This is a genomic window from Cupriavidus sp. 01L43 (assembly GCF_056399925.1).
Genome location: NZ_JBFTSH010000002.1, coordinates 94,346 through 115,268 on the forward strand (window position 1 = coordinate 94,346; position 20,923 = coordinate 115,268).

Sequence of the window (20,923 nt, forward strand, 5' to 3'; positions counted from 1 at the left end):
GGGTCGAAATCGACGTTTGCGATCTTACCGCGCGCTGCTAAGCTTGCGTTACTTGCAGTTTGCAAGCTTTATAACCGTGACGGATATGCTTATGCCCACCCTGTTCGATCCCCTGCAAATTGGTGACCTGGCGCTGCCGAACCGCATCGTCATGGCGCCGCTGACCCGGCTGCGTGCCGCCGAGCCCGTGCATGTCCCCAACGCGGTCATGGCCGAGTACTACGCCCAGCGCGCCTCCGCCGGCCTGCTGATTTCCGAGGGCGTGCCCATCTCCGAAGACGGCGTGGGCTACCAGAACGTGCCGGGCCTGTGGTCCGGCGAGCAGGTAGCAGGCTGGAAACAAGTAACGGATGCCGTACACGCCGCCGGCGGCCGCATCGTGGCCCAGCTGTGGCACGTGGGCCGGATTTCCGACCCGAGCCTGCTCAATGGCCGCCAGCCTGTGGCGCCGAGCCCGATCGCGGCCGGGGGCAATGTGAGCCTGCTGCGTCCGCAGCGTCCCTTCGTGGTGCCGCGTGAACTCACGCGTGACGAGATCCGCGCCGTGGTGGCCGACTTCGGCCGCGCCGCCGCCAACGCCAAGGCGGCCGGTTTCGATGGCGTGACCATCCACGCCGCCAACGGCTACCTGCTCGACCAGTTCCTGCAGGACGGCAGCAATGTGCGGACGGATGAATACGGCGGATCGATCGAGAACCGCGCGCGCATCCTGCTGGAAGTGGCGGATGCCGTGACGGCCGTGTGGGACGCCAAGCGCGTGGGGGTGCATCTGGCGCCGCGTTCGCCCAGCCATTCGATGGCCGAAAGCCAGCCGGCCGAGACCTTCGGCCATGTGGCGCGGGCGCTGGGCCAGCGCGGCCTGGGCTTCCTGTTCGTGCGTGAGACGCCGGGCGAAGGCGCCCTGCTGCCGCTGCTGAAGCGCGAATTCGGTGGCGCGATCATCGCCAACGATGGCTTCGACCAGGCCGCCGCGACGGCTGTGCTGGCGACGGGCGATGCCGACGCCGTGGCGTTCGGCCGCGCGTACATCGCCAATCCGGATCTGGTGGAACGGCTGCGGCTGGGCGCCGACCTGAACGCGGTCGACCCGGCCACGATGTACGGCACGGGCGGCGTCGAGACGCGCGGGTATACGGACTACCCGACGCTGGAAACCGCGTCGGCGTCGTAATGGCGTAGGTCGGCTGGGACGGGGTTCAGATCTTCTGGATCGGAATCACCGTCCGGCCGCCGCACTCGCGCAGCAGGTCGCGCAGGTCGCGGATGACCGGGAACACCTCGTGGTTCCAGTCCGCGCCCTGCTTGTCGTGGGCGGCCTGTTCCATCTCCACGATCTCGCGGTCTTCCTTGAAGATCCGTTCGGTGAACCAGACCAGCAGCGGCCACGCCAGGTCCAGCGCGAACGGCAGCCCCGGGCGACGAATCGACAGCATGCCGAAGGTCCGGTTGGTGCGCTGCGCCGCGTCCAGCGGCACGTAGGCAATCCACAGGTCCATCACCAGCGTCCCGCTGCCCGAGCGAATCTGCAGTGTCTGATAGGGATAGACGGTACGTACCGTCATCACATCCTTGCTGGCCTCCCCGCCGTCCTTGCTGAACACCAGCGCCTCGCCCACGGGCTGCTTGCCGCCCTCGCGGGTGAAGGTGTAATCGACCTCGACGAAGCCCTCGCCGCGCCTGCGCCCGACCGAGCGCGCGCGCATCATGCCCATCTGGCGCCGATGCAGGAACTGATGGTTCATGTCCATCAGGTTTTCATGCATGAACGAGTAGTGGCACTTCACCGCGCGGCCCAGGCGGCGGGTCTTGTACTGCTTGTCCGCCACGGAGGCGAAGGCCGGCAGCGGCTTGCTGTCCGCCAGCGCGGGGTCCCCGGGGAAGACGAAGATCAGGCCAGCCACTTCCTTGCAGGGGTAGGCGCGCACGCCGTTGGGGAGGCGTTCCTTGCCGAGGTAGGGCACGTCGATGCAGCGGCCAGTGCAATCGTAGGTCCAGCCGTGGTAGCAGCAGCGGATCGATTCGCCATCGACCACGCCCGCGTGCAGCGGCACCTGTCGATGGGCGCAGCGGTCTTCGAGCGCGAACACGTTGCCGCTCTCGGTGCGCACCAGCACGATCGGGTCGCCCGCGAAGCGCACGCCGTGCGCCTTGCCGCGCTTCACTTCCTTGGACCAGGCTAGCGGATACCAGTAGTCGGGGTGGATCGGCACGCGCCGCAGGTCCCGCACGCCGACGTCACCGGCCAGTGGCTGCGGCGCCGCCATGGCGGCTGGCGGCGGCTCCGCCTGCACGGCTGAATCGATGGTTCGGCGGTCAAGCGCGGACTCGGCATACATGCGTGGCGTCTCCGTGGAGCCAGGACTGGCAGGGAAGCGATCGAGTCTACCCCATTGCGCCCCCCCGGTATGTCGGCATTTCTCCGACGTTACCCCACCCCGGCACGCCCCGCGCCACGTGTTGCGGAGCGGCGACAGCCCCGGCCTGCCCGATGGGTGGGAATCTCCTGCCTGCGGGTAGCCACCGGGCCAGAAATGGTCGAAATCTATGTATCCTTGGAGGATCTGAAGCCAGCCAACACGATGCCGCGCCCCGCATCCCCACCCTCCCCGCCCCCGCCGCCTTCGCAGCCTTCGGGGCCCTCGCCAGCCGCCTCGCCCAACGATGTGGATAGCGAACGCCTGCGCACGCTGGTGGAAGCCGTCACGGACTACGCCATCTTCACGCTGGACGCCGAGGGCCACGTCACCAGCTGGAACACCGGCGCGCAACGGATCAAGGGCTATGCGCGCGACGAGATCGTCGGCCAGCATTTCTCCCGCTTCTATACCGACGAGGCGCGCGCGCGTAACTGGCCGGGCATGGAGCTGGAGACCGCCGCGCGCATCGGCCGCTTCGAGGACGAAGGCTGGCGCGTGCGCAAGGACGGCACCCGCTTCTGGGCCAACGTGGTCATCACGGCGCTGCGCGACCCCAAGGGCCACCTGCTCGGCTTCGGCAAGGTCACGCGCGACATGACCGAGCAGCGCCTCGCCGCCGAGGCCCTGCGCCAGAGCGAGGAAACCTTCCGGATGCTGGTGGAGAGTGTCAAGGACTACGCCATCTTCATGCTCGACCCGCACGGCCGGGTGATGAGCTGGAACGCCGGCGCCTCCTATATCAAGGGCTACCGCCGCGACGAGATCGTCGGCAAGCACTTCTCGGTCTTCTATCCCGCCGAGGACCTGGCGGCGGACAAGCCCGGCCGCGAGCTGGCCATCGCCCGCGCCACGGGCCGCGTGGAGGACGAGGGCTGGCGCGTGCGCAAGGATGGCTCGCTGTTCTGGGCCAACGTGACCATCACGGCGGTCTATGACGAGCGCCAGAACCTGCGCGGCTTCGCCAAGGTCACGCGCGACATGAGCGAGCGCAAGCGGCTGGTCGAACTTGAACAATCGGAGCGCCGCATGAACGAGTTCCTGGCCACGCTCTCGCACGAGTTGCGCAACCCGCTCGCGCCGATCCGCAACGCACTGACCGTGATGCGGCTGCGCCCGCAGGAGCCCGCCGTCACCGAAAAGAGCCTGAGCCTGATCGACCGGCAGATGACCCACCTCACCCGGCTGGTGGACGATCTGCTCGACGTGGGCCGCATCGCCGCCGGCAAGATCGAGCTGCGGCGGGAGCCGATGCAGGCGCGCGAGATCATCGCGCTCGGCATCGAGGCCGCCGAGCCGACGCTGGCCGCCAAGTCCCAGCCGGTGGGCGTAACCGCCGCCACCGAGGACATCCCGCTGTTCGCGGACCGCACGCGGCTGGTGCAGGTGATCCAGAACCTGCTGCTCAATGCCTCCAAGTTCTCGCCGCCGGGCGCGTCGATCTCGATTACGTCGATGGTGCGCCACCGCACGCTGGTGATCCAGATCATCGACCATGGCCGGGGCATCGCGCGCGAGTCGCTCGACACGATCTTCAACCTGTTCGTGCAGGAAGACCGCCCCGGCAGCACCGCGCAGGGCGGGCTGGGCATCGGCCTGTCCCTGTGCCGCTCGCTGGTGGAGATGCACGGCGGCTCGGTCTCGGCCACGAGCGAGGGGCCCGGGCTGGGCGCCACCTTCACGGTGCAGCTGCCGCTGGCTGCGGCGTTCAATCCGGCCAGCGAGAACGCCGATGCCGCCGCCGGCACGCCCCGGCCGCTGCGCGTGCTGCTGGTGGACGACAACCGCGACGCCGCCGACAGCATGGCGATCCTGCTCGAGATGTCCGGCCACGCCGTGACGATTGCCTACGATGGCATGGAAGCCGTGCACGCGGCGGCGCGCGTGCGCCCGGACGTGGCGCTGGTCGACCTGGCCATGCCGGGCATGGACGGCTTCGCGGTGGTCCACGCGCTGCGCCAGATGCCCACGCTGGCCAACACGCGCTATATCGCGATGACCGGCTTCGGGCAGGCCTCGGACCGCCAGCAGACCCAGGAGGCCGGCTTCCACCGGCATCTGGTCAAGCCGGTGGAACTGGAGGCGCTGCTCCAGGCCATCGACGCCGGCTGATTCCGGCTGATCTCCCCTACTTCACACGCGGCGCCCGCAGCGCCTCATCCGCCTGCGGCAGCCCGCCGGACCGGCGCAGCCGCACCGCGCTGGCCACGGCCCCGGCCACGGTTTCCACCTCGCGCTGCACGTCCCCATCGACATCGAGTTCGCGGTGCGACGTCGCGTAGGGCTTGTAATAGCCGATGAAACGGTCGAGCCGGGCCTTCTGCCCCGCATCGACCAGCCCCATCCAGTCGAGCCAGTCAGACAGCGCGCGCCGCACGCCTTCGATGCCGGCCACGTCGCCATGCACCGCGAGGCCGTAGACCCGGCCCGCGAGGTGCTTCGGGTAGTCCCAACCCTTCAGTTCCAGTGCCTTGGCCTCGGGCACGGTCTTGCCGTGTGTGCTACTCGGGTCCGGGTTACCGCCATCGGCGCAGACCAGCCGGTCCATCATCAGCTTGAGCGGGCTGGTCACCTGATACCAGTACACCGGCGTGATGATCATCACGCCGTGCGCGGCGGCCCAGCGCGGGTAGAGGTCGTTCATCCAGTCGTTGACCTGCCCGAGCGCGTGGTTCGGATAGCAGCTGCACGGCCAGTGGCATAGCGGCATGGCGGTGGAGACACAGCCCTTGCAGGGGTGGATCTGGCGGTCCGGGTCCGAGGTCAGCACGCTGAGGTCGAGCACATCGACGGTCATGCCATCGTGTTCGAGCCGCGCCCGGGCCAGTTCGGCGAGCCGCCATGACTTCGACATCTCGCCTGGGCAGGTGAAGTCGTTGCGCGCGGCAGCCACCACCAGCAGCACGCGGGGCGGCGTGGCGGGGTCTGACTGCCGTTGCTGCGCTGCCGCGATGGCGTCCCGGGCGGCGAGCCATTCCACGGAGACGTCGTAGCCGGGGTCCGCCGCGCCCGGGCCGGCCTTGGCGGTCAGCGGCGCCTTGCGGCTGTCGGCGTAGGCGGCCCAGGCGATGGCTTCGAGCCGGTCGATCGCGGCCTCTTCGGCGCGGAACGCCGGGTCGTAGAAGCGCGCCCGGAAGCGCTCGCGAAACGCCTCGCGCGGCATTTTTTCGGTGACCTGCCCCTTGCGCACGTCGTGGGCGGCGTCTTTGTCCATGGCGTTCCCCATCTGTGGTGACGCATAGGTCTCTGCAAGATAGGCGCCACCCCGCAGCGCCCGCCAGTGGGGCGGCTTGGCAAGTCTTACAAGGGGATGCGTGGAGAACGATGCAGGTTTTGCGCGCGGCGTCGCCCGTGGATACGCCGTCCCTCTCCCCCGCCCCTCTCCCGGAGGGAGAGGGGAGAAAACCAGGGGCCCATCAAAGCCTGCCGGTGTGCTCCCCTCGCCCGCTTGCGGGAGAGGGGCCGGGGGAGAGGGCCGGCGGCTCCAGCCGCGCTGGCACAAAACCTGCCCCTCCACGCCATCACTCGACAAGGCATCGACATGAAAGAAAGTCCTGAAATCCGGGATACGGCGCAATTCCTCGCGCGCCATGGTCTCAGGCTGGCCACGGCGGAGTCGTGCACGGCCGGGCTGATCGCGTCGCGCATTGCCGAGGTGCCCGGCTGCGGCGACGTGCTGCGCTGCGCCGTGGTGGCCTATGCGCCCGACATCAAGACCTCGGTGCTGGGTGTGCCCGAGGAAGTCATCCGTCGCCACGGGCTGACCAGCGAGGCCGTCTCGCTGGCCATGGCGCACGGCGTGCTGCGTCTGGCCGATGCCAATCTGGCGATTGCCAACACGGGCGTGGCCGACGGCAACGCGCCCGACGACACCCCGGCTGGCACGCAGTGCTTCGCGTGGGTGCTGCGGATGCCGGGCCGCACTGCCCCGCTGGCCGTGTTCACGGAGACGCGGCGCTTCGACGGCGACCGCAACACCGTGCGCTTCGCTGCCGCCGACTACGCGCTGCTGCGCATCCAGCACTACTACGAACAGGCACAGCGCGGCGCCGGCCGGGATTGACCTACCCAGGCACCGGCCACACCCGCCCATCCCCCACCACATAGACCCGCTGCCCCGGCGCGCGCCGGATCGTGGCATGGCCAGTGAAGGCGCCGAAGGCCGGCAGGATACCGCCCGCCTCCCCCAGCACGAAGCACGGCAACCGCAGCGCGTCGGCCCCGCTGCCGCGCAGCACCACGGCCGGATGGAGGTGGCCCGCGAGCACATAGCCGTCCGGGGAAGCGCCCGGCATATGGCACAGCGCGAACGGGCCGGCCCGCAGCGGTTCCGTGACCACGGTCATGCCGAGTTCCGGCGGCGGGTCGCCGGCGTGGGTGTCGTGGTTGCCGCGCACCAGCGTACAGCGCACGCGGGCCGGCATCGCCCGGCGCCAGTCGTGCAGCGCGACGATGACCGCCGCCGTGCGCGCGGCGCGGGCGTGCAGGAAATCGCCGAGAAACACCAGCTCCCGCGCCGGATAGCGCACGGCCAGCGCGTGCAGCCGGGCGAGGTTCTCCGCCGTGGTGCCGGGCGGCACCGGCTGCCCCAGCGCCCGGAACGCGGCGGCCTTGCCGATATGGACGTCCGCCACCAGCAGCATTGCCGCGCCGGGCCACCAGATGGCGTGCTCGGGCAGCAGCCACAGCGTCTCCCCGGCCACCTCCACGGCGTGGGCGCCGAAGGCATGCAGCGTGGCGGCGTCTGGCTGGCTCATAGCAGCGGAAGCGGTTTCGATGGCTTGCGCGGGCGCCCCGAGCGACGTGCGCGACCGCTGGCCCCACTTCTTCCACCACTGCGTCCACGTGACTTGACGTGATCTGCCATGCCGAAGCGCGCCACCTCGGCCACCTGCGCGGCATCAGCATCGGCATCCGCTTGGCTTTCCTTCGCATCGCCCACCGGCCCTGCCGCCGCCTCCAGCTCGGCCAGCATCCGGGCGATGCGGTCCGCCAGCTTCTCGGTGCTCAGCTTTTCGCGCAGGAACTCCACCACCAGCGGAAAGGCCAGCGGCGAGGGGCGCTTCAGCGCGTGCAGGTCCAGCCGCAGCGCGCCCAGCCGGGCCAGCGTGTCGGCCAGGCGGTGAGCGTCCAACTCCTGCATCAGCACCTCCCGCTCGGCCTGCCCGAGCAGCAGGTTGGCCGGGTCGTGCTTGCGGAAGACCTCGTAGAACAGGCTCGATGACGCCTGCAACTGGCGCGCGCTCTTGTGGGCGCCGGGGTAGCCCTGGAAGATCAGCCCGGCCACGCGGGCGATCTCGCGGAAGCGCCGCAGCGACAGCTCCCCCGCGTTCAGGCTGCCGAGCACGTCGGCGGCCAGGTCGCGTTGGCGTTCCTCGGCCAGCACCAGCGGCAGCCAGTGCGCCCAGTCGAGCGGCGCCGAGGCCAGCAGTTCGAGCCCGTAGTCGTTCACGGCCACGGAGAACGTCGCCGGCACCTGCTGCCCGAGCCGCCACGCCAGCAGGCTGCCAAGCCCCAGATGCACCGAGCGGCCCGCGAACGGGTAGAGAAACAGATGCCAGCCTTCGGGCGAATGGAGGGTCTCGGCCAGCAGCGTGGCGCGCGTGGGCAGCGCCGACCAGCGCGCCTGCAGCTCCACCAGCGGCTGGATCAGCGGCAGTTCAGGCGTGCTGGCCGGGTCGAGGTGGCCAAGCTGGGCGGCTTCGAGCGTATCGACCACGGCCTCGGCCAGTTCGGTGGAAAGCGGCATCTTGCCGCCGTTCCAGCGCGGCACCGAGGGCCGCTTGCCGGCCGCGCGGCGCACGTAAGCGGTCATCTCCTGCACGCGCACCAGTTCCAGCAGCCGGCCGCCGAACAGGAAGCAGTCGCCGGGCGCCAGCCGCGCGATAAAGCCCTCCTCCACCGTGCCCAGCGAGGCCCCGCCACTGCCCGCGCGCGTCCAGAATCGCACCTGCATCGTGGCATCGCTGACGATGGTGCCCACGCTCATGCGGTGCCGGCGCGCCAGCCGGGCATCGGGCACGCGCCAGACGCCGGCCTCGTCGGGCATCGCGCGGCGATAGTCGGGATAGGCGGACAGCGTGCTCCCGCCCTGCCGCACGAAGTCGAGGCACCACTGCCATTCTTCGTCGCTCAGCGCGCGATAGGCCCAGGTGGTGCGCACCTCGGCCAGCAGGTCATCGGCGCGGAAGCCGCCACCGAGCGCCACCGTCACCAGATGCTGGACCAGCACGTCGAGCGGCTTGTCCGGGGACTCGCGCGCCTCGATACGGCCAGCGCGCACCGCGTTGCGCGCCGCCACGGCTTCCACCAGTTCCAGGCTGTGCGTGGGCACCACGGTCACGCGCGACGCCCGCCCCGGCGCATGGCCAGACCGTCCGGCGCGCTGCAACAGCCGCGCCACGCCTTTGGGCGAGCCGATCTGGAGCACGCGCTCCACGGGCAGGAAGTCGACGCCCAGATCCAGGCTCGACGTGCACACCACGGCGCGCAGCGCGCCGTTCTTGAGATGCACCTCCACCCAGTCCCGCACGGCGCGGTCCAGCGAGCCGTGATGCAGCGCGATCTGGCCTGCCCACTCGGGGCGTGCATCGAGCAAGGCCTGATACCAGAGTTCGGCCTGCGAGCGCGTGTTGAGGAAGACCAGCGCGGTGCTGGTGGATTCCAGTTCGCGCACCACGTGCGGCAGCATCGACAGGCCGAGATGCCCCGCCCACGGAAAGCGCCCGGCGGCGTCCGGCAGCAGCGTGTCGATGACCAGCGTCTTCGGCGTGTGGCCGTGCACCAGCACCCGGCGATCGTCCGGCAGGCCGGCCAGCAGCACGTCGCTGGCATGGTCGAGGTTGCCGAGCGTGGCCGACAGTCCCCAGACCATCAGCCCGGGCTGCCATTGCCGCAGCCGCGCCAGCGCCAGTTGCACCTGCACGCCGCGCTTGGAGCCGATCAACTCATGCCATTCATCGACCACGACCAGACGCACGCGGCCCAGCGCCTCGCGTGCGTCGGCGCGGGTCAGCAGCAGGGAGAGGCTCTCCGGCGTGGTCACCAGCGCCGTGGGCAGGCGGCGCGCCTGCGCGGCGCGTTCGCTGCTGCCGGTGTCGCCGGTGCGCAGCCCCACGGTCCAGTCGAGGCCGAGTTCGGCCAGCGGGGCTTGCAAGGCGCGCGTGGTGTCGGCGGCCAGCGCGCGCATCGGCGTCAGCCACAGCACGGTGAGCGGCGGCGGCGTGGCGCCGGCGCGGCTGGGCGGTTCGGCGAAGGCCAGCAGCGCGCCGAGCCACGCGGCGTAGGTCTTGCCGGTGCCGGTGGTGGCGTGGAGCAGCCCGCTTTGGCCGTGGGCGATGGCGTCCCACACGTCGCGCTGGAAATCGAACGGCTGCCAGTGGCGGGCCGCGAACAGCGCCGGCAGCGTGTCTACCACTGGCGGGGCGCGGACGAACGGTGCGGCCTCGCTCATGCGGCATCCTCGGCCGGCACCGAGCGCGCGGCGCCCGGCAGCATCGCCTCCAGCGTGGCCAGCGTGTCGGCCTCCTCGATCGGCTTGTCCGTGCGCCAGCGCAGCATGCGCGGAAACCGTACGGCGATGCCGCTCTTGTGCCGCCCACTGCGGGAAATCCCCTCGAAGCCGAGTTCGAAGACCAGTGTCGGCGTGACGCTGCGCACCGGGCCGAAGGACTCCACGGTGGTCTTGCGCACGATGGCGTCCACCGCGCGCATCTCGGCATCGGTCAGCCCCGAGTACGCCTTGGCGAACGGCACCAGCGCGCGCTCCGGCGTGCCCGGCGGGGCGTTCCAGACTGCGAAGGTGAAGTCGGTATAGAGGCTGGCGCGCCGGCCGTGGCCGCGCTGGGCATAGATCAGCACCGCATCCACGGTGTAGGGATCGATCTTCCACTTCCACCAGACGCCCACGTCCTTGGTCCGCCCCGCGCCGTAGGCGGCGTCGGCGGCCTTGAGCATGAAGCCTTCCACGCCCAGTTCGCGCGAGGTCTCCCGCAGCGTGGCGTAGCGCGCCCAGTTGTCGGCATCGACCAGCGGGCTCAGCTCCAGCGCCGGGTGGACGTGATCGGCAATCACCTGCTCCAGCCGCGCGCGGCGTTCGGCCTGCGGGCGGGCGCGCCAGTCCTCGCCCTGCCATTCGAGCAGGTCGTAGGCCATCAGGATGGCCGGCGCCTCGCGCAGCAGCTTGGCGCCGAGCGTCTTGCGGCCGATGCGCTGCTGGAGCAAGGCGAACGGCTGCACGCGGCGGTCCTGCCAGATCACGATCTCGCCGTCGAGCACGGTGCCGTCCGGCAGCGTGGCGGCGGCTTCGGCCAGCTCGGGAAAGCGCTCGGTGATCAGTTCCTCGCCGCGCGACCACAGCCATGTGGCGCCGGCCCGGCGCACCAGCTGGGCGCGGATGCCATCCCACTTCCATTCCACCTGCCAGCGGGCCGGGGCGCCGAGCACGGTGTCGAAGTCCTCCACGGGGGCCTGCAAGGGATGGGCGAGGAAGAACGGATAGGGCTGGCCGCCGCGCTGCAAGGTGGCGAGGGCGCCCTCGCCCGCCGCCGTCCCGGCATCGTCCGGGGCGATCAGCGCGAGGTAGTGCGCGGCATCGGGGCGGCGCGAGATGTCGGTGTAGCCGACCATGCGCTCGGCCACGCGCTTGGCGTCCAGCCCAGCCACCTCGCCCAGCGCGCGGGTGACCAGCAGCCGCGACACGCCCACGCGGAACGCGCCCGTGATCAGCTTGAACAGGACCAGCCGCCCGCGCGCGTCGAGCGGGCGCCAGAGCGCATCGAGCCGCTCGCGCAGCACCTCCGGCGGCTGGCCGCGCAGCGGCAGCAGGCGCTGCTCGACCCATTCGGCCAGCCCGGCCGTGTCGATGTGGGGCGTGGCCGGCAGCAACAGCGCGATGGTCTCGGCCAGGTCGCCCACGGCCTGATAGCTTTCCTCGAACAGCCACTCGGGCAGCGCGGTGGCCTGCCGGGCCAGTTCGCGCAGCATCGCCACCGGCACGAGCTGGCGCGGCTTGCCGCCGGACAGGAAGTAGACCGCCCAGGCGGCGTCCTCGGGCGGCGCGGCGCGCAGGTAATCGACCAGCGCCGCCAGCTTGGCGTTGCTGGACGTGGTGCCGTCCAGCGCCGCGTAGAGGTCGGCGAAGGCTTTCATGGCGCTGCCTCCGGGGTTTCGACCGGGGTTTCCACGGTCTCCTGCGACGGCTCGTCATCGTCCCCGGCGTCGTCCCCATACTCGGTCTGGAACGCCTGCGCCTGCCAGCCCTGCTCGCACAGGTAGCGCACCATCACCGGCACGTTGCCATGCGTGACGATGACGCGCGGCGCGCCCGTGGCGGTGATCGCCGAAAGGAGCCCGGGCCAGTCCGCATGGTCGGACAGCGCGAAGCCGCGATCGACGCCGCGCCGGCGCCGCGTGCCGCGCAACTGCATCCAGCCGCTGGCGAAGGCATCGGCGGCCTCGCCAAAGCGGCGCAGCCATGTGGAGCGCTGCGCGGACGGCGGCGCCACCACCAGCGCGCGGCGCAGGGCCGGGCTGCGCGCCGGCAGGTCCGCCGTGGTCAGGGTGGGTGGCAGGGCCACGCCGGCATCCGCATAGGCCTGGTTCAGCGTGGTCATCGCCCCATGCACGACGATGGGCCCCGGCAGGGCCACGTCCGCGCCCGCATGGCGCATCAGCCCGTGCAGGATGCGCTGCGCCTTGCCGAAGGCGTAGCAGTACAGCACGCTCGCCCGCCCCGCCGCCGCGTTGGCCTGCCACCAGCCGAAGATCTCGGCCATCAGCGCGGCCTGCGTCGGCCAGCGGTAGATCGGCAGGCCGAAGGTGCTTTCTGTGATGAAGGTGTCGCAGCGCACCGGCTCGAACGGGTCGCAGGTGCCGTCGGCCTCGACCTTGTAGTCGCCGGAGGCCACCCAGACCTGCCCGCCATGTTCCAGCCGCACCTGGGCGGAGCCCAGCACGTGTCCGGCCGGATGGAGGCTCAGCCGCACCCCGTGATGCGTGATGGCTTCGCCGTAGGGCAGCGTCTCCAGCGCGATGCCCGGCAGCCGCGCCAGCAGCACGCCGCGCCCGGGGGCGGCGCAGAGGTAGCTGCCGTGGCCGAAGCGCGCGTGGTCCGAATGGGCGTGGGTGATGACGGCGCGCGCCACGGGGCGCCACGGGTCGATATAGAAGTCGCCGGGCGGGCAGTACAGCCCTTCCGGCCGCGCGACGATCAGGTCGGCCATCGGGATCCATCCCCCTCTATATATATAGGCGGGGCGTCAGGTAGCGGACGGCCCCGCGCGCCGCGCCTTGCGGGCCTCCGCCATGCCCCGCACGTTCAGCGCGGCCAGCGCGAACTGGAGCACCACCAGCGCCCACGCCCCGGTATGGAAACCCCAGCCCACCCACATCGCGTTGCTGGCCAGGAAGACCCAGAAGCCCACCTTGCGGCGGCCCGCCGCGCGGCTGCCGACCAGCCAGGTGGCGGCCACCGTCACCGCCATCGCGGGCCATTGCAGCGCATCGAGCCAATCCACGGAAATCCTCCCGACCTGACGATCCTTATCCAGCGTAGTCGGCCCGGGGCGGCGCCGGCCAGCGTGGGGTGTCCCGTTCGGCTGTCGGCGCATTCTCACAAAGTTACCAATGCATCACTTAGAGAGCAGAATGCCGATTTCCCATACGGCGTCAATCAGCCGGGCGCCGATAGTGTCGACTATGAATCTCTCCTAGAATCGACTCAACGTCCTGCCGTGCGGCGTGGTCAGCCGCGGACGCCCCCTTGCCCGATCCCTCCCATCTTTCACACCTTCATGCGCCCAGAAAACCAGCGACTAGCGGACCTCCTGCGCGAGGACCCGGACACCATCCTGCGCGGCTGGACCGCCGAATATCACACCTACACGGGCGGCCGCGGCCTGAGCCAGAACCTCGAGACCGAGCAGCGCGCCATTCTCAAGGCGCTTGACACCGGCCTGTCGGCGGATGCCGACGCGAGCAACTTCGACAGCCGTGCCTGGACCACCCTGCGGGACACGCTGTCGCACCTGTCCGCCGCCCGCGCGGCGCAGGGCGAGACGGCCGACGTGACCAGCGGCTTCGTGCTGGCGCTCAAGCGCCCGCTGTTCGATGGCCTGCAGCGCCATCGCGGCGAGGTGGAGGGCCAGATCGAGGTGGTCTGGGCCGCCTCGTCCATCGTGGACCGCATGGCGCAGTGGACCGTCTCCACCTACCAGAAGACGCGCGAGGACATCATCATGCGCCAGCAGCACGAACTGCTGGAGCTGTCCACGCCCGTGATCAAGCTCTGGGACGGCGTGCTGGCGGTGCCCGTGATCGGCACGCTGGACAGCAGCCGCGCGCAGATCGTCATGGAAACGCTGCTGGAGCGCCTGGTGAACACCGGCTCCGAGCTGGCCATCATCGACATCACCGGCGTGCCCACCGTGGACACCCTCGTGGCGCAGCACCTGATGAAGACCGTCACGGCCATCCGCCTGATGGGCGCGGAAAGCATCATCAGCGGCATCCGGCCGCAGATTGCGCAGACCATCGTCCATCTTGGCATCGACCTGCAGGGCATCATCACCAAGTCCACGCTGGCGGACGCGCTGGCCACGGCCATGCGCATGACCGGCCACACCGTCACCCGCGCCGCCTGAACCCGGAGGCGCCATGGAACGGATTCCAATCCTGCGGATGGGCAAGAACCTGCTGGTCACGATCCAGATCGACATGCAGGACCAGACCGCATTGATGTTGCAGGAAGACATTGCCTCCACCATCGACCAGACCGGCGCGCACGGCGTGCTGATCGACGTCTCGGCGCTGGAGATGGTGGACTCGTTCATCGGCCGCATGCTGGTGAGCATCTCGGACATCAGCCGCATCCTCGGCGCGACCACGGTGGTGGTGGGCATCCGCCCGGCCGTGGCCATCACGCTGGTGGAGCTGGGGCTCTCGCTGGGCGGCGTGAAGACGGCCCTGAGCGTGGAGCGCGGCATGCAGATGCTCGACGCCGCCGCGCGGGTGGCCTGAGATGGCCACCCCTGCCGTGGCCACCGAGCTGGCCGATACGGGCAGCGCCCCGCTCAAGGACGAGCGCGATATCGTCCATGCGCGCGCGATGGTGCGCACGCTGACAATCCAACTGAAGTTCTCGCTGGCGGAGCAGACTAAGATGATTACGGCGGCCAGCGAACTCGCCCGCAACACCGTGGTGTACGGCGGCGGCGGCGAAATGCGCTGGGAGATGCTGGCCGAGGGCATCCGCAAGGGCCTGCGGCTGCATTTCGAGGACAAGGGCCCCGGCATTCCGGACGTGGAACAGGCGCTGGTCGACGGCTGGACCACGGGCAGCGGGCTGGGCATGGGCCTGTCGGGCAGCAAACGGCTGGTGAACGAGTTCGCCATCAGAACCAAAGTTGGCGAGGGAACCTGTGTCAGCATCACTCGGTGGAAGTAACAACCTGGGCCCGCACATCGCCGTGCCGATGGGCGACCGCAGCCGCGTGGGCGAGGCCCGCCGCGCCGCCGCCGAACTGGCCGGGCGGCACGGCTTCGATGCCATCCAGTCCGGCCGGCTGGCCGTAGCCGTCAACGAACTGGGCAACAACCTCGTCAACCACGCCCGGGGCGGCCGGCTGCTGGTGGCAGCGTGCCAACTGGGCGACGGCATCGCCATCGAGCTGATTTCGATCGATGATGGCCCCGGCATGGCGGACCTCCAGGCCTGCCTGCGGGACGGCTATTCCACCGGCGGCAGCGCCGGCCAGGGCCTCGGCGCGGTCAGCCGGCTGGCCGACGACTTCGACATCTACACACGGCCCGGCCAGGGCACGCTGATCCTGGCGCGCTTCTACCGCGAGCGCGATGCTGGCGGCACGGCGCGCCGCACCAGCGACGGCTTCGATGTGGGCGCGGTCTGCGTGGCCGCGCCGGGCGAGACGGTCAGCGGCGACGGCTGGAGCGTGGCCGTGCACGACCACCGCGCCGACGTGGTGGTGGCGGACGGCCTGGGGCACGGCCCCGACGCCGCCGAAGCCGCCGCCGTGGCGCTGTCCGTGTTCGCCCGGGCCCGGGGCAGCCATCCCGGCCGCTACCTGGAACTGGCGCACGGCGCGCTGCGCACCACGCGCGGCGCCGCCGTGACGGCCGCACGCGTGGACGCCGGCGCCCAATGCATCCGCTATGCCGGCGCCGGCAACGTCATGGCGCGCGTGATATCCGGCATCGACGACCGCACGCTGCTGGTCCAGAATGGCACCGCCGGCCTGCAAATGCGGGCCGTGCAGGAGCAGGAGGTGGAGTGGCCGCCGCACGCCGTGCTGATCGTGCATTCGGATGGCATCCAGTCGCGCTGGCGGCTGGACGACCCGGCCGTGCTGCAGCGCGATCCGTCGCTGGTGGCCGCGTTCGTGTTCTGGAAATTCTGCCGGGGCCGCGACGATGCCACCGTCGTGGTGGTTCGCCGCGCGCAGCGGTGATGCCCCCGGGCCCCCGCAAGACACCGTGAGACTGGCCGCTATGACCCACCCCACCCACCCGACCCACCCGACCGCCTCCCCCGACACCGACCCCGCCGCACTCCAGGCCGCGCTGGCGGCGCGCACCCAGGAAGTGGAGGCGCTGCGCGCCGAGCTTGATGAGACCAATCGCGGCGTGCTGGCGCTGTACTCGGAACTGGACATCCAGGCCGACCAGTTGCGCCAGGCCACCGAGCTGAAGAGCCGCTTCCTGGCCTATATGAGCCACGAGTTCCGCACGCCGATCGTCGCCATCCAGAGCATTACCCGGCTGCTGATCGACCGCGTGGACGGCCCGCTCACCCCCGAGCAGGAAAAGCAGGTGGTGTTCGTGCGCGACACTGCCGCCGAGTTCGCCGAGATGGTCAACGACCTGCTCGACCTGGCGCGGCTGGAGGCGGGCCGCGTGGATGTGTCGCCGGCCTGGTTCGACATGGTGGCGCTGTTCGATGCCCTGCGCGGCATGTTCAAGCCCGTGCTGACCAACCCGGAGGTGTCGCTGATCTTCGAGGCCCCGCACGACGTGCCCAAGCTGTTCAGCGACGACCGCAAGCTCTCGCAGATCCTGCGCAACTACGTCTCCAACGCGCTGAAATTCACGCCGAGCGGCGAGATCCGCGTCTCGGCCGTGTGCGACGGCGACGACACCATCACGTTCTCCGTGCGCGATACCGGCATCGGCATCCCGGCGGAGTCTCACGGCGAGGTGTTCCAGGACTTCGTGCAGATCGACTCCCCGCTGCAGCGGCGCTACCGGGGCTCCGGCCTCGGGCTGGCGCTGAGCAAGCGACTGGCGGAGCTGCTCGGCGGGCATGTGGGCTTCGAGAGCGAAGTCGGCGTGGGCTCGCGCTTCTACGTGACCGTGCCGGTGGCGCTGCCCGTGCCAACGGACGCGCCTGCCGGAGACCATCATGGCTGATCACATCGTAGCGGCCATCGGCAGGGGCGACACCCCGCCGCTGGTGCTGGTGGTCGATGACAACCCGGTCACGCGCTACGCCACGGTGCGCGTGCTGAGCGCGGCCGGCTTCCGCACCATCGAGGCCGAGAGCGGCCAGGAGGCGCTGCAACGCGCCGACACCAGCGTCTCCGCCGTGGTGCTCGACGTCAACCTGCCGGACATCGACGGTTTTCAGGTCTGCCGCCGCCTGCGCGAGCGCGCCGAGACCGCCACCGTGCCGGTGGTACACCTCTCCGCCACCTACGTGGCCGACTACGACAAGGTGCGCGGCCTGGACGCTGGCGCCAGCGCCTACCTGGTCCACCCGGCCGAGCCGGCCGTGCTGGTGGCCACGATCTCCTCGCTGCTGCGCGCCAGCGCCGCCGAGCGCTCGCTGCGCGAGAGCGAGGCGCGCTTCCGGGCGATCTACCACCAGGCCATCGGCGGTATCTGCACGCTGGATCTGGACGGGCGCTTCGTCGACCTGAACCCGGCCATGCTGGGCCTGTTGCAGCGCCCGGCGGAGGCGCTGATCGGCCAGCATGTGGCCGCCTTCGCCCCGCCTGACTGGGTGGCGCGCGTGGCCGAGGCCACCGGCCAGCACCTGCAGGACGGCTGGCAGGGCGCGTTTCCGCTGCGCGACGCGCAGGGCGAGACCATGCACCTGGAATGGAGCATCTCGGCCGTGCTGGAGAACGGCGTGAAGGTGGCCGTGGTGTCCAACATCACCGACCGCGTGCTGCTGGAGCGCCAGCGCGAGCAGCTGATCGAGCGCGAGCAGGCCGCGCGCGCCGCCGTGGAGCGGCTGAACCGGATGAAGGACGATTTCATCGCCATCCTCTCGCACGAACTGCGCAACCCGCTGAACGTGATCTCGGTCTGGACCCATGTACTGAGCCGCCACGTGGCGTCCGAGGAAGGCCGGCGCGGTCTGGCGGCGGTGGAGCGCAATATCGCGATCCAGCGCCGGCTGGTGGCGGATCTGGTCGATGTGTCGATGCTCAACGTCGGCAAGATGAAGCTGGAGCGCGAGTTGACCAACCCCGCCGATGTGATCGGCGGCGCGCTGGACAGCATGCAGGCGCAGGCCGCCGAGCGGCGCGTGGCGCTGGACGTGATCCTGCCGGCCACGCTGGTCCCCCGCGCCTGGCTGGACCCGGCGCGCTTCCAGCAGATCCTGTGGAACCTGCTCTCCAACGCCATCAAGTTCTCGCCCGAGGGCGGCGCGGTGCGCGTGGAGGCCAGCTCAGACGCCGAGACGCTGCGCGTGCGCGTGATCGATCAGGGGCGCGGCATCTCCCCGGACTTCCTGCCGCTGCTGTTCGACCGCTTCACGCAGAGCGACGACGCCAACCGGCGCCAGCACGGCGGCCTGGGGCTCGGGCTGGCCATCGTCAAGCATCTGGCCGAGATGCACGGCGGCACGGTGCATGCCGCCAGCGATGGCGAGGGCAAAGGCGCGATGTTCGAGGTCTCGATTCCGCTGGTGGAGCCGGGCTCGCCCGAACCGGGCGCCGAGCGCGCCGAGGTGGCGGCGATCCAGCCGGGCGTGCCGCTGAACGCGCTGGACGTGCTGCTGGTTGAGGACGATGACGATGCGGCGGCGGCGCTGTCGGCCATCCTGTCGAACGACGGCGCGCGGGTGCGCACCGCGCGCGACTGCGAGACCGCGCTGGATGAAATCGAGGCCGCCACGCCGGACCTCATCATCAGCGACATCGGCCTGCCCGGCCGCGATGGCAACGACCTGATCCGCGAAGTGCGCATCCGCGAGGCGGTGGCCTCGCGGGCGCGCACGCCAGCCATCGCCCTGACCGCCTTCACCCGCCAGCAGGACCGCCGCGCGGCCATCGAATCTGGCTTCGACGCGGTGTGCGGCAAGCCGCTGCGGCTGCAGGAACTGATGTCGGCGATCGAAAACGTGCTGGGGTTGATGCAGTAGGGACGGCTTCGGCTCCGGCAGGCGCCTGCCCTCTCCCCCAGCCCCTCTCCCAGAGGGAGAGGGGAGCACACCACTGGTTTTCTCCCCTCTCCCGCTTGCGGGAGAGGGGCCGGGGGAGAGGGGCAGCGCCGCTACGAAGTCAGTCGCCCATCCGCACCACATAACGCCCGCGTGACTGCCGCGCCAGCATGCGGGCCATGGCGTCGGGGATGTCCTGGAAGGCGATCTCGTTGGCGACCAGATCGAGGTGGCGCGGGCGGTAGGTATCGGCGATCTTCGCCCAGACTTCGCGGCGCAGCGCCATCGGGCTGTTGGCGTTGATGCCGATCAGCTTCACGCCGCGCAGGATGAATGGCAGCACGGTGGCGTCGAACTGGGCGCCCGCCGCGTTGCCGAAGGCCGTGGCCACGCCGTCTGGCTGGAGCGTGCGCAGCATCCACGCCAGCACCTCCCCGCCCACGGCATCGACGGCGCCGGCCCACTGCGCCGGGTCCAGCGGCTTGCCCGTCCCCTTGGCCACCTCGGCCGGCAGGATCTCCGCCGCGCCCAGCGTGCGCAGGTAGTCGAGTTCGGCAGCCTTGCCGGTCAGCGCCGTCACGGCGTAGCCGCGCCCCGCCAGCATGTCGATGGCGATGCTGCCCACGCCGCCCGTCGCCCCGCTCACCACCACCTTGCCGCGCGCCGGCGCCAGCCCGTTGTGCTCCATCCAGTGCAGGCACAGCCCGGCCGTGTAGCCGGCCGCGCCGAGCGTGGCGGCCTCGCGCAGCGAGAGCCCGGCCGGCAGCGGCATCGCCCAGTCCGCCTTCACGCGCGCGTACTGCGCGTGGCCGCCGTCATGGTCCACGCCGATACCGAAGCCATGCACTACCACCGGGTCGCCTTCACGGAAGCGCGCGTCGGACGAGGCCGCCACGGTGCCGGTCAGGTCGATGCCGCCGATGCGCGGGTACTGCCGCACGATGGCGTTGATGCCGGCGGCGGCCAGCGCGTCCTTGTAGTTCAGGCTCGACCACGCCACGCGCACCAGCACCTCGCCGGGCGACAGGTCGTCGACGTTCAGTTCGACAAAGCCGGCGGTGGGGGTGCTGGACCCTGCCGTGGGCGCGTGAAGCCGGTAAGCCAGAAATCGGGACATAGCCTTTCCTATCTATCGATTGCTAATCAAACCATTGCCAATCAATCCAGCGACGTGCCGGTGGACTTCACCAGCGCCGCCCACCACGCGGTGTCCGCGCGGATCTGCTGGGCGAACTGCTCAGGCGTGTTGCCGACCGGCTCGGCGCCCTGGTCGATCAACCGCTTGCGCATCTCCGGCCGCGCCAGGATCTTCAGCGTGGCCTGGTTGAGCCGGTCGATGACCGCGCGCGGCGTGCCGGCCGGCGCCATCAGGCCCTTCCAGGCCGTGACCGTGAATCCCTTCAGCCCGGCCTCCTCCGCCGTCGGCACGTCCGGGGCAATCGGCACACGCTTGTCGCTGGCCACCGCCAGCGCGCGCAGCTTGCCGGACTGCACGTGCGGCCACAGCGGCGGCATGTTGTCGATCAGCACCGTGATGTGCCCCGCCACCAGGTCCGCCACGGCCGGGCCGGTGCCCTTGTATGGCACGTGCTGCATGCGCAGGCCGGCCATCTGGTTCAGCAGCTCGCCCGCCAACTGGGCCGGCGTGCCGTTGCCGGGCGAGCCGAAGGTGACCTGCCCGTTGTGCGTGCGGGCGTAGGCGATGAACTCGCTGACCGTGGTCACCGGCAGCCCGGCATTCACCACCATCAGGTTGAAGTCGCGCGAGATCATCGTCACCGGCGCGAGGTCGCGCGCGGGGTCGAAGGTCATCTTCGGATACAGGCTCGGGTTGATCACCGTCGGCCCGGCGCTGGCCAGCAACAGCGTGTAGCCGTCCGGCGCGGCACGGGCGACGATCTCGCCGCCGATATTGCCGCCCGCCCCGGGCTTGTTCTCGACCACCACGGTCTGGCCCAGCTCCTCGCGCAGCGGATCGGCCAGCAGGCGCGCGACGATGTCCGCCGTGCCGCCCGGCGCGAACGGCACCACGAGCCGTATCACCCTATTGGGGTACGCGCCCTGCGCCTGCGCCACCCCCACCACGCCCAACATCGCCCATGCA

18 protein-coding genes are annotated in these 20,923 nt (G+C 70.5%); 9 read left to right on the forward strand and 9 right to left on the reverse strand.

The genetic code is table 11. The features are described from left to right. Positions 1 to 91 precede the first annotated feature (91 nt). Positions 92 to 1,171, forward strand: coding sequence for an alkene reductase (locus AC1DP9_RS03550; protein WP_477106632.1), 1,080 nt, complete (start codon positions 92 to 94; stop codon positions 1,169 to 1,171). Positions 1,172 to 1,196: 25 nt separating this feature from the next. On the opposite strand, the gene AC1DP9_RS03555 is transcribed toward AC1DP9_RS03550, so the two are convergent. Further along, the gene (locus tag AC1DP9_RS03555) at positions 1,197 to 2,336 is read right to left on the reverse strand and encodes a Rieske 2Fe-2S domain-containing protein (protein WP_441591016.1); all 1,140 of its coding nucleotides are present in this window, start codon (positions 2,334 to 2,336) and stop codon (positions 1,197 to 1,199) included. Positions 2,337 to 2,579: 243 nt separating this feature from the next. Between AC1DP9_RS03555 and AC1DP9_RS03560 the strand changes: the two genes are divergently transcribed. Continuing rightward, positions 2,580 to 4,526: a PAS domain-containing hybrid sensor histidine kinase/response regulator gene (locus AC1DP9_RS03560; protein ID WP_477106633.1), complete on the forward strand. Its 1,947-nt coding sequence runs from the start codon at positions 2,580 to 2,582 to the stop codon at positions 4,524 to 4,526. 16 nt (positions 4,527 to 4,542) lie between these two features. On the opposite strand, the gene AC1DP9_RS03565 is transcribed toward AC1DP9_RS03560, so the two are convergent. Beyond that, a complete protein-coding gene (locus tag AC1DP9_RS03565; RefSeq protein ID WP_477106634.1) occupies positions 4,543 to 5,628 on the reverse strand; it encodes a flavodoxin family protein in 1,086 nt (361 codons plus the stop codon). A 327-nt stretch (positions 5,629 to 5,955) separates the two neighbouring features. On the opposite strand from AC1DP9_RS03565, the gene AC1DP9_RS03570 reads away from it, so the two are divergent. Next, complete coding sequence (locus tag AC1DP9_RS03570; RefSeq protein ID WP_477106635.1) at positions 5,956 to 6,477, forward strand: CinA family protein; 522 nt, start codon at positions 5,956 to 5,958, stop codon at positions 6,475 to 6,477. Position 6,478: 1 nt separating this feature from the next. On the opposite strand, the gene pdeM is transcribed toward AC1DP9_RS03570, so the two are convergent. The 5 genes from pdeM to AC1DP9_RS03595 are packed head-to-tail and all read right to left on the reverse strand — an operon-like array spanning position 6,479 to position 12,931. Continuing rightward, positions 6,479 to 7,171 (reverse strand): ligase-associated DNA damage response endonuclease PdeM, encoded by a 693-nt coding sequence (gene pdeM / locus AC1DP9_RS03575; protein WP_477106636.1) that lies wholly within the window; start codon positions 7,169 to 7,171, stop codon positions 6,479 to 6,481. Continuing rightward, positions 7,168 to 9,867: a ligase-associated DNA damage response DEXH box helicase gene (locus AC1DP9_RS03580; RefSeq protein ID WP_477106637.1), complete on the reverse strand. Its 2,700-nt coding sequence runs from the start codon at positions 9,865 to 9,867 to the stop codon at positions 7,168 to 7,170. The genes pdeM and AC1DP9_RS03580 overlap by 4 nt, the downstream gene beginning before the upstream one ends. After that, complete coding sequence (locus AC1DP9_RS03585) at positions 9,864 to 11,564, reverse strand: ATP-dependent DNA ligase (RefSeq protein ID WP_477106638.1); 1,701 nt, start codon at positions 11,562 to 11,564, stop codon at positions 9,864 to 9,866. The genes AC1DP9_RS03580 and AC1DP9_RS03585 overlap by 4 nt, the downstream gene beginning before the upstream one ends. Continuing rightward, positions 11,561 to 12,637, reverse strand: a complete 1,077-nt coding sequence (locus tag AC1DP9_RS03590) for a ligase-associated DNA damage response exonuclease (RefSeq protein ID WP_092293257.1) — start codon at positions 12,635 to 12,637, stop codon at positions 11,561 to 11,563. Before AC1DP9_RS03590 ends, AC1DP9_RS03585 begins: the two co-directional genes overlap by 4 nt. Positions 12,638 to 12,673: 36 nt before the next feature. Next, entirely contained in the window at positions 12,674 to 12,931 is a 258-nt protein-coding gene (locus AC1DP9_RS03595) for a hypothetical protein (RefSeq protein WP_092293255.1), read from the reverse strand. 276 nt (positions 12,932 to 13,207) lie between these two features. On the opposite strand from AC1DP9_RS03595, the gene AC1DP9_RS03600 reads away from it, so the two are divergent. Genes AC1DP9_RS03600 through AC1DP9_RS03625 form a run of 6 tightly spaced genes read left to right on the forward strand, consistent with a single transcriptional unit; the run spans position 13,208 to position 18,801 of the window. Continuing rightward, complete coding sequence (locus tag AC1DP9_RS03600) at positions 13,208 to 14,056, forward strand: STAS domain-containing protein (protein ID WP_092293253.1); 849 nt, start codon at positions 13,208 to 13,210, stop codon at positions 14,054 to 14,056. Between the two features lie 13 nt (positions 14,057 to 14,069). Further along, the gene (locus AC1DP9_RS03605; RefSeq protein ID WP_092293251.1) at positions 14,070 to 14,432 is read left to right on the forward strand and encodes an STAS domain-containing protein; all 363 of its coding nucleotides are present in this window, start codon (positions 14,070 to 14,072) and stop codon (positions 14,430 to 14,432) included. A 1-nt stretch (position 14,433) separates the two neighbouring features. Beyond that, positions 14,434 to 14,859 carry an anti-sigma regulatory factor gene (locus tag AC1DP9_RS03610; protein ID WP_477106639.1) on the forward strand — a complete coding sequence of 142 codons (426 nt, stop codon included), beginning with the start codon at positions 14,434 to 14,436 and terminating at the stop codon, positions 14,857 to 14,859. Continuing rightward, positions 14,834 to 15,880, forward strand: a complete 1,047-nt coding sequence (locus AC1DP9_RS03615; protein ID WP_477106640.1) for an ATP-binding protein — start codon at positions 14,834 to 14,836, stop codon at positions 15,878 to 15,880. Before AC1DP9_RS03610 ends, AC1DP9_RS03615 begins: the two co-directional genes overlap by 26 nt. A gap of 40 nt (positions 15,881 to 15,920) precedes the next feature. Next, positions 15,921 to 16,838, forward strand: coding sequence for a sensor histidine kinase (locus AC1DP9_RS03620; protein ID WP_454757040.1), 918 nt, complete (start codon positions 15,921 to 15,923; stop codon positions 16,836 to 16,838). Then, positions 16,831 to 18,801, forward strand: a complete 1,971-nt coding sequence (locus tag AC1DP9_RS03625; RefSeq protein WP_477106641.1) for a hybrid sensor histidine kinase/response regulator — start codon at positions 16,831 to 16,833, stop codon at positions 18,799 to 18,801. Before AC1DP9_RS03620 ends, AC1DP9_RS03625 begins: the two co-directional genes overlap by 8 nt. Before the next feature lie 139 nt (positions 18,802 to 18,940). On the opposite strand, the gene AC1DP9_RS03630 is transcribed toward AC1DP9_RS03625, so the two are convergent. Both AC1DP9_RS03630 and AC1DP9_RS03635 read right to left on the reverse strand, forming a co-directional pair. Then, on the reverse strand, positions 18,941 to 19,936 hold the full coding sequence (locus AC1DP9_RS03630) for an oxidoreductase (protein WP_477106642.1): 996 nt from the start codon (positions 19,934 to 19,936) through the stop codon (positions 18,941 to 18,943). Positions 19,937 to 19,977: 41 nt separating this feature from the next. Further along, positions 19,978 to 20,913: a Bug family tripartite tricarboxylate transporter substrate binding protein gene (locus AC1DP9_RS03635; protein ID WP_255370766.1), complete on the reverse strand. Its 936-nt coding sequence runs from the start codon at positions 20,911 to 20,913 to the stop codon at positions 19,978 to 19,980. Between the last annotated feature and the right edge of the window lie 10 nt (positions 20,914 to 20,923).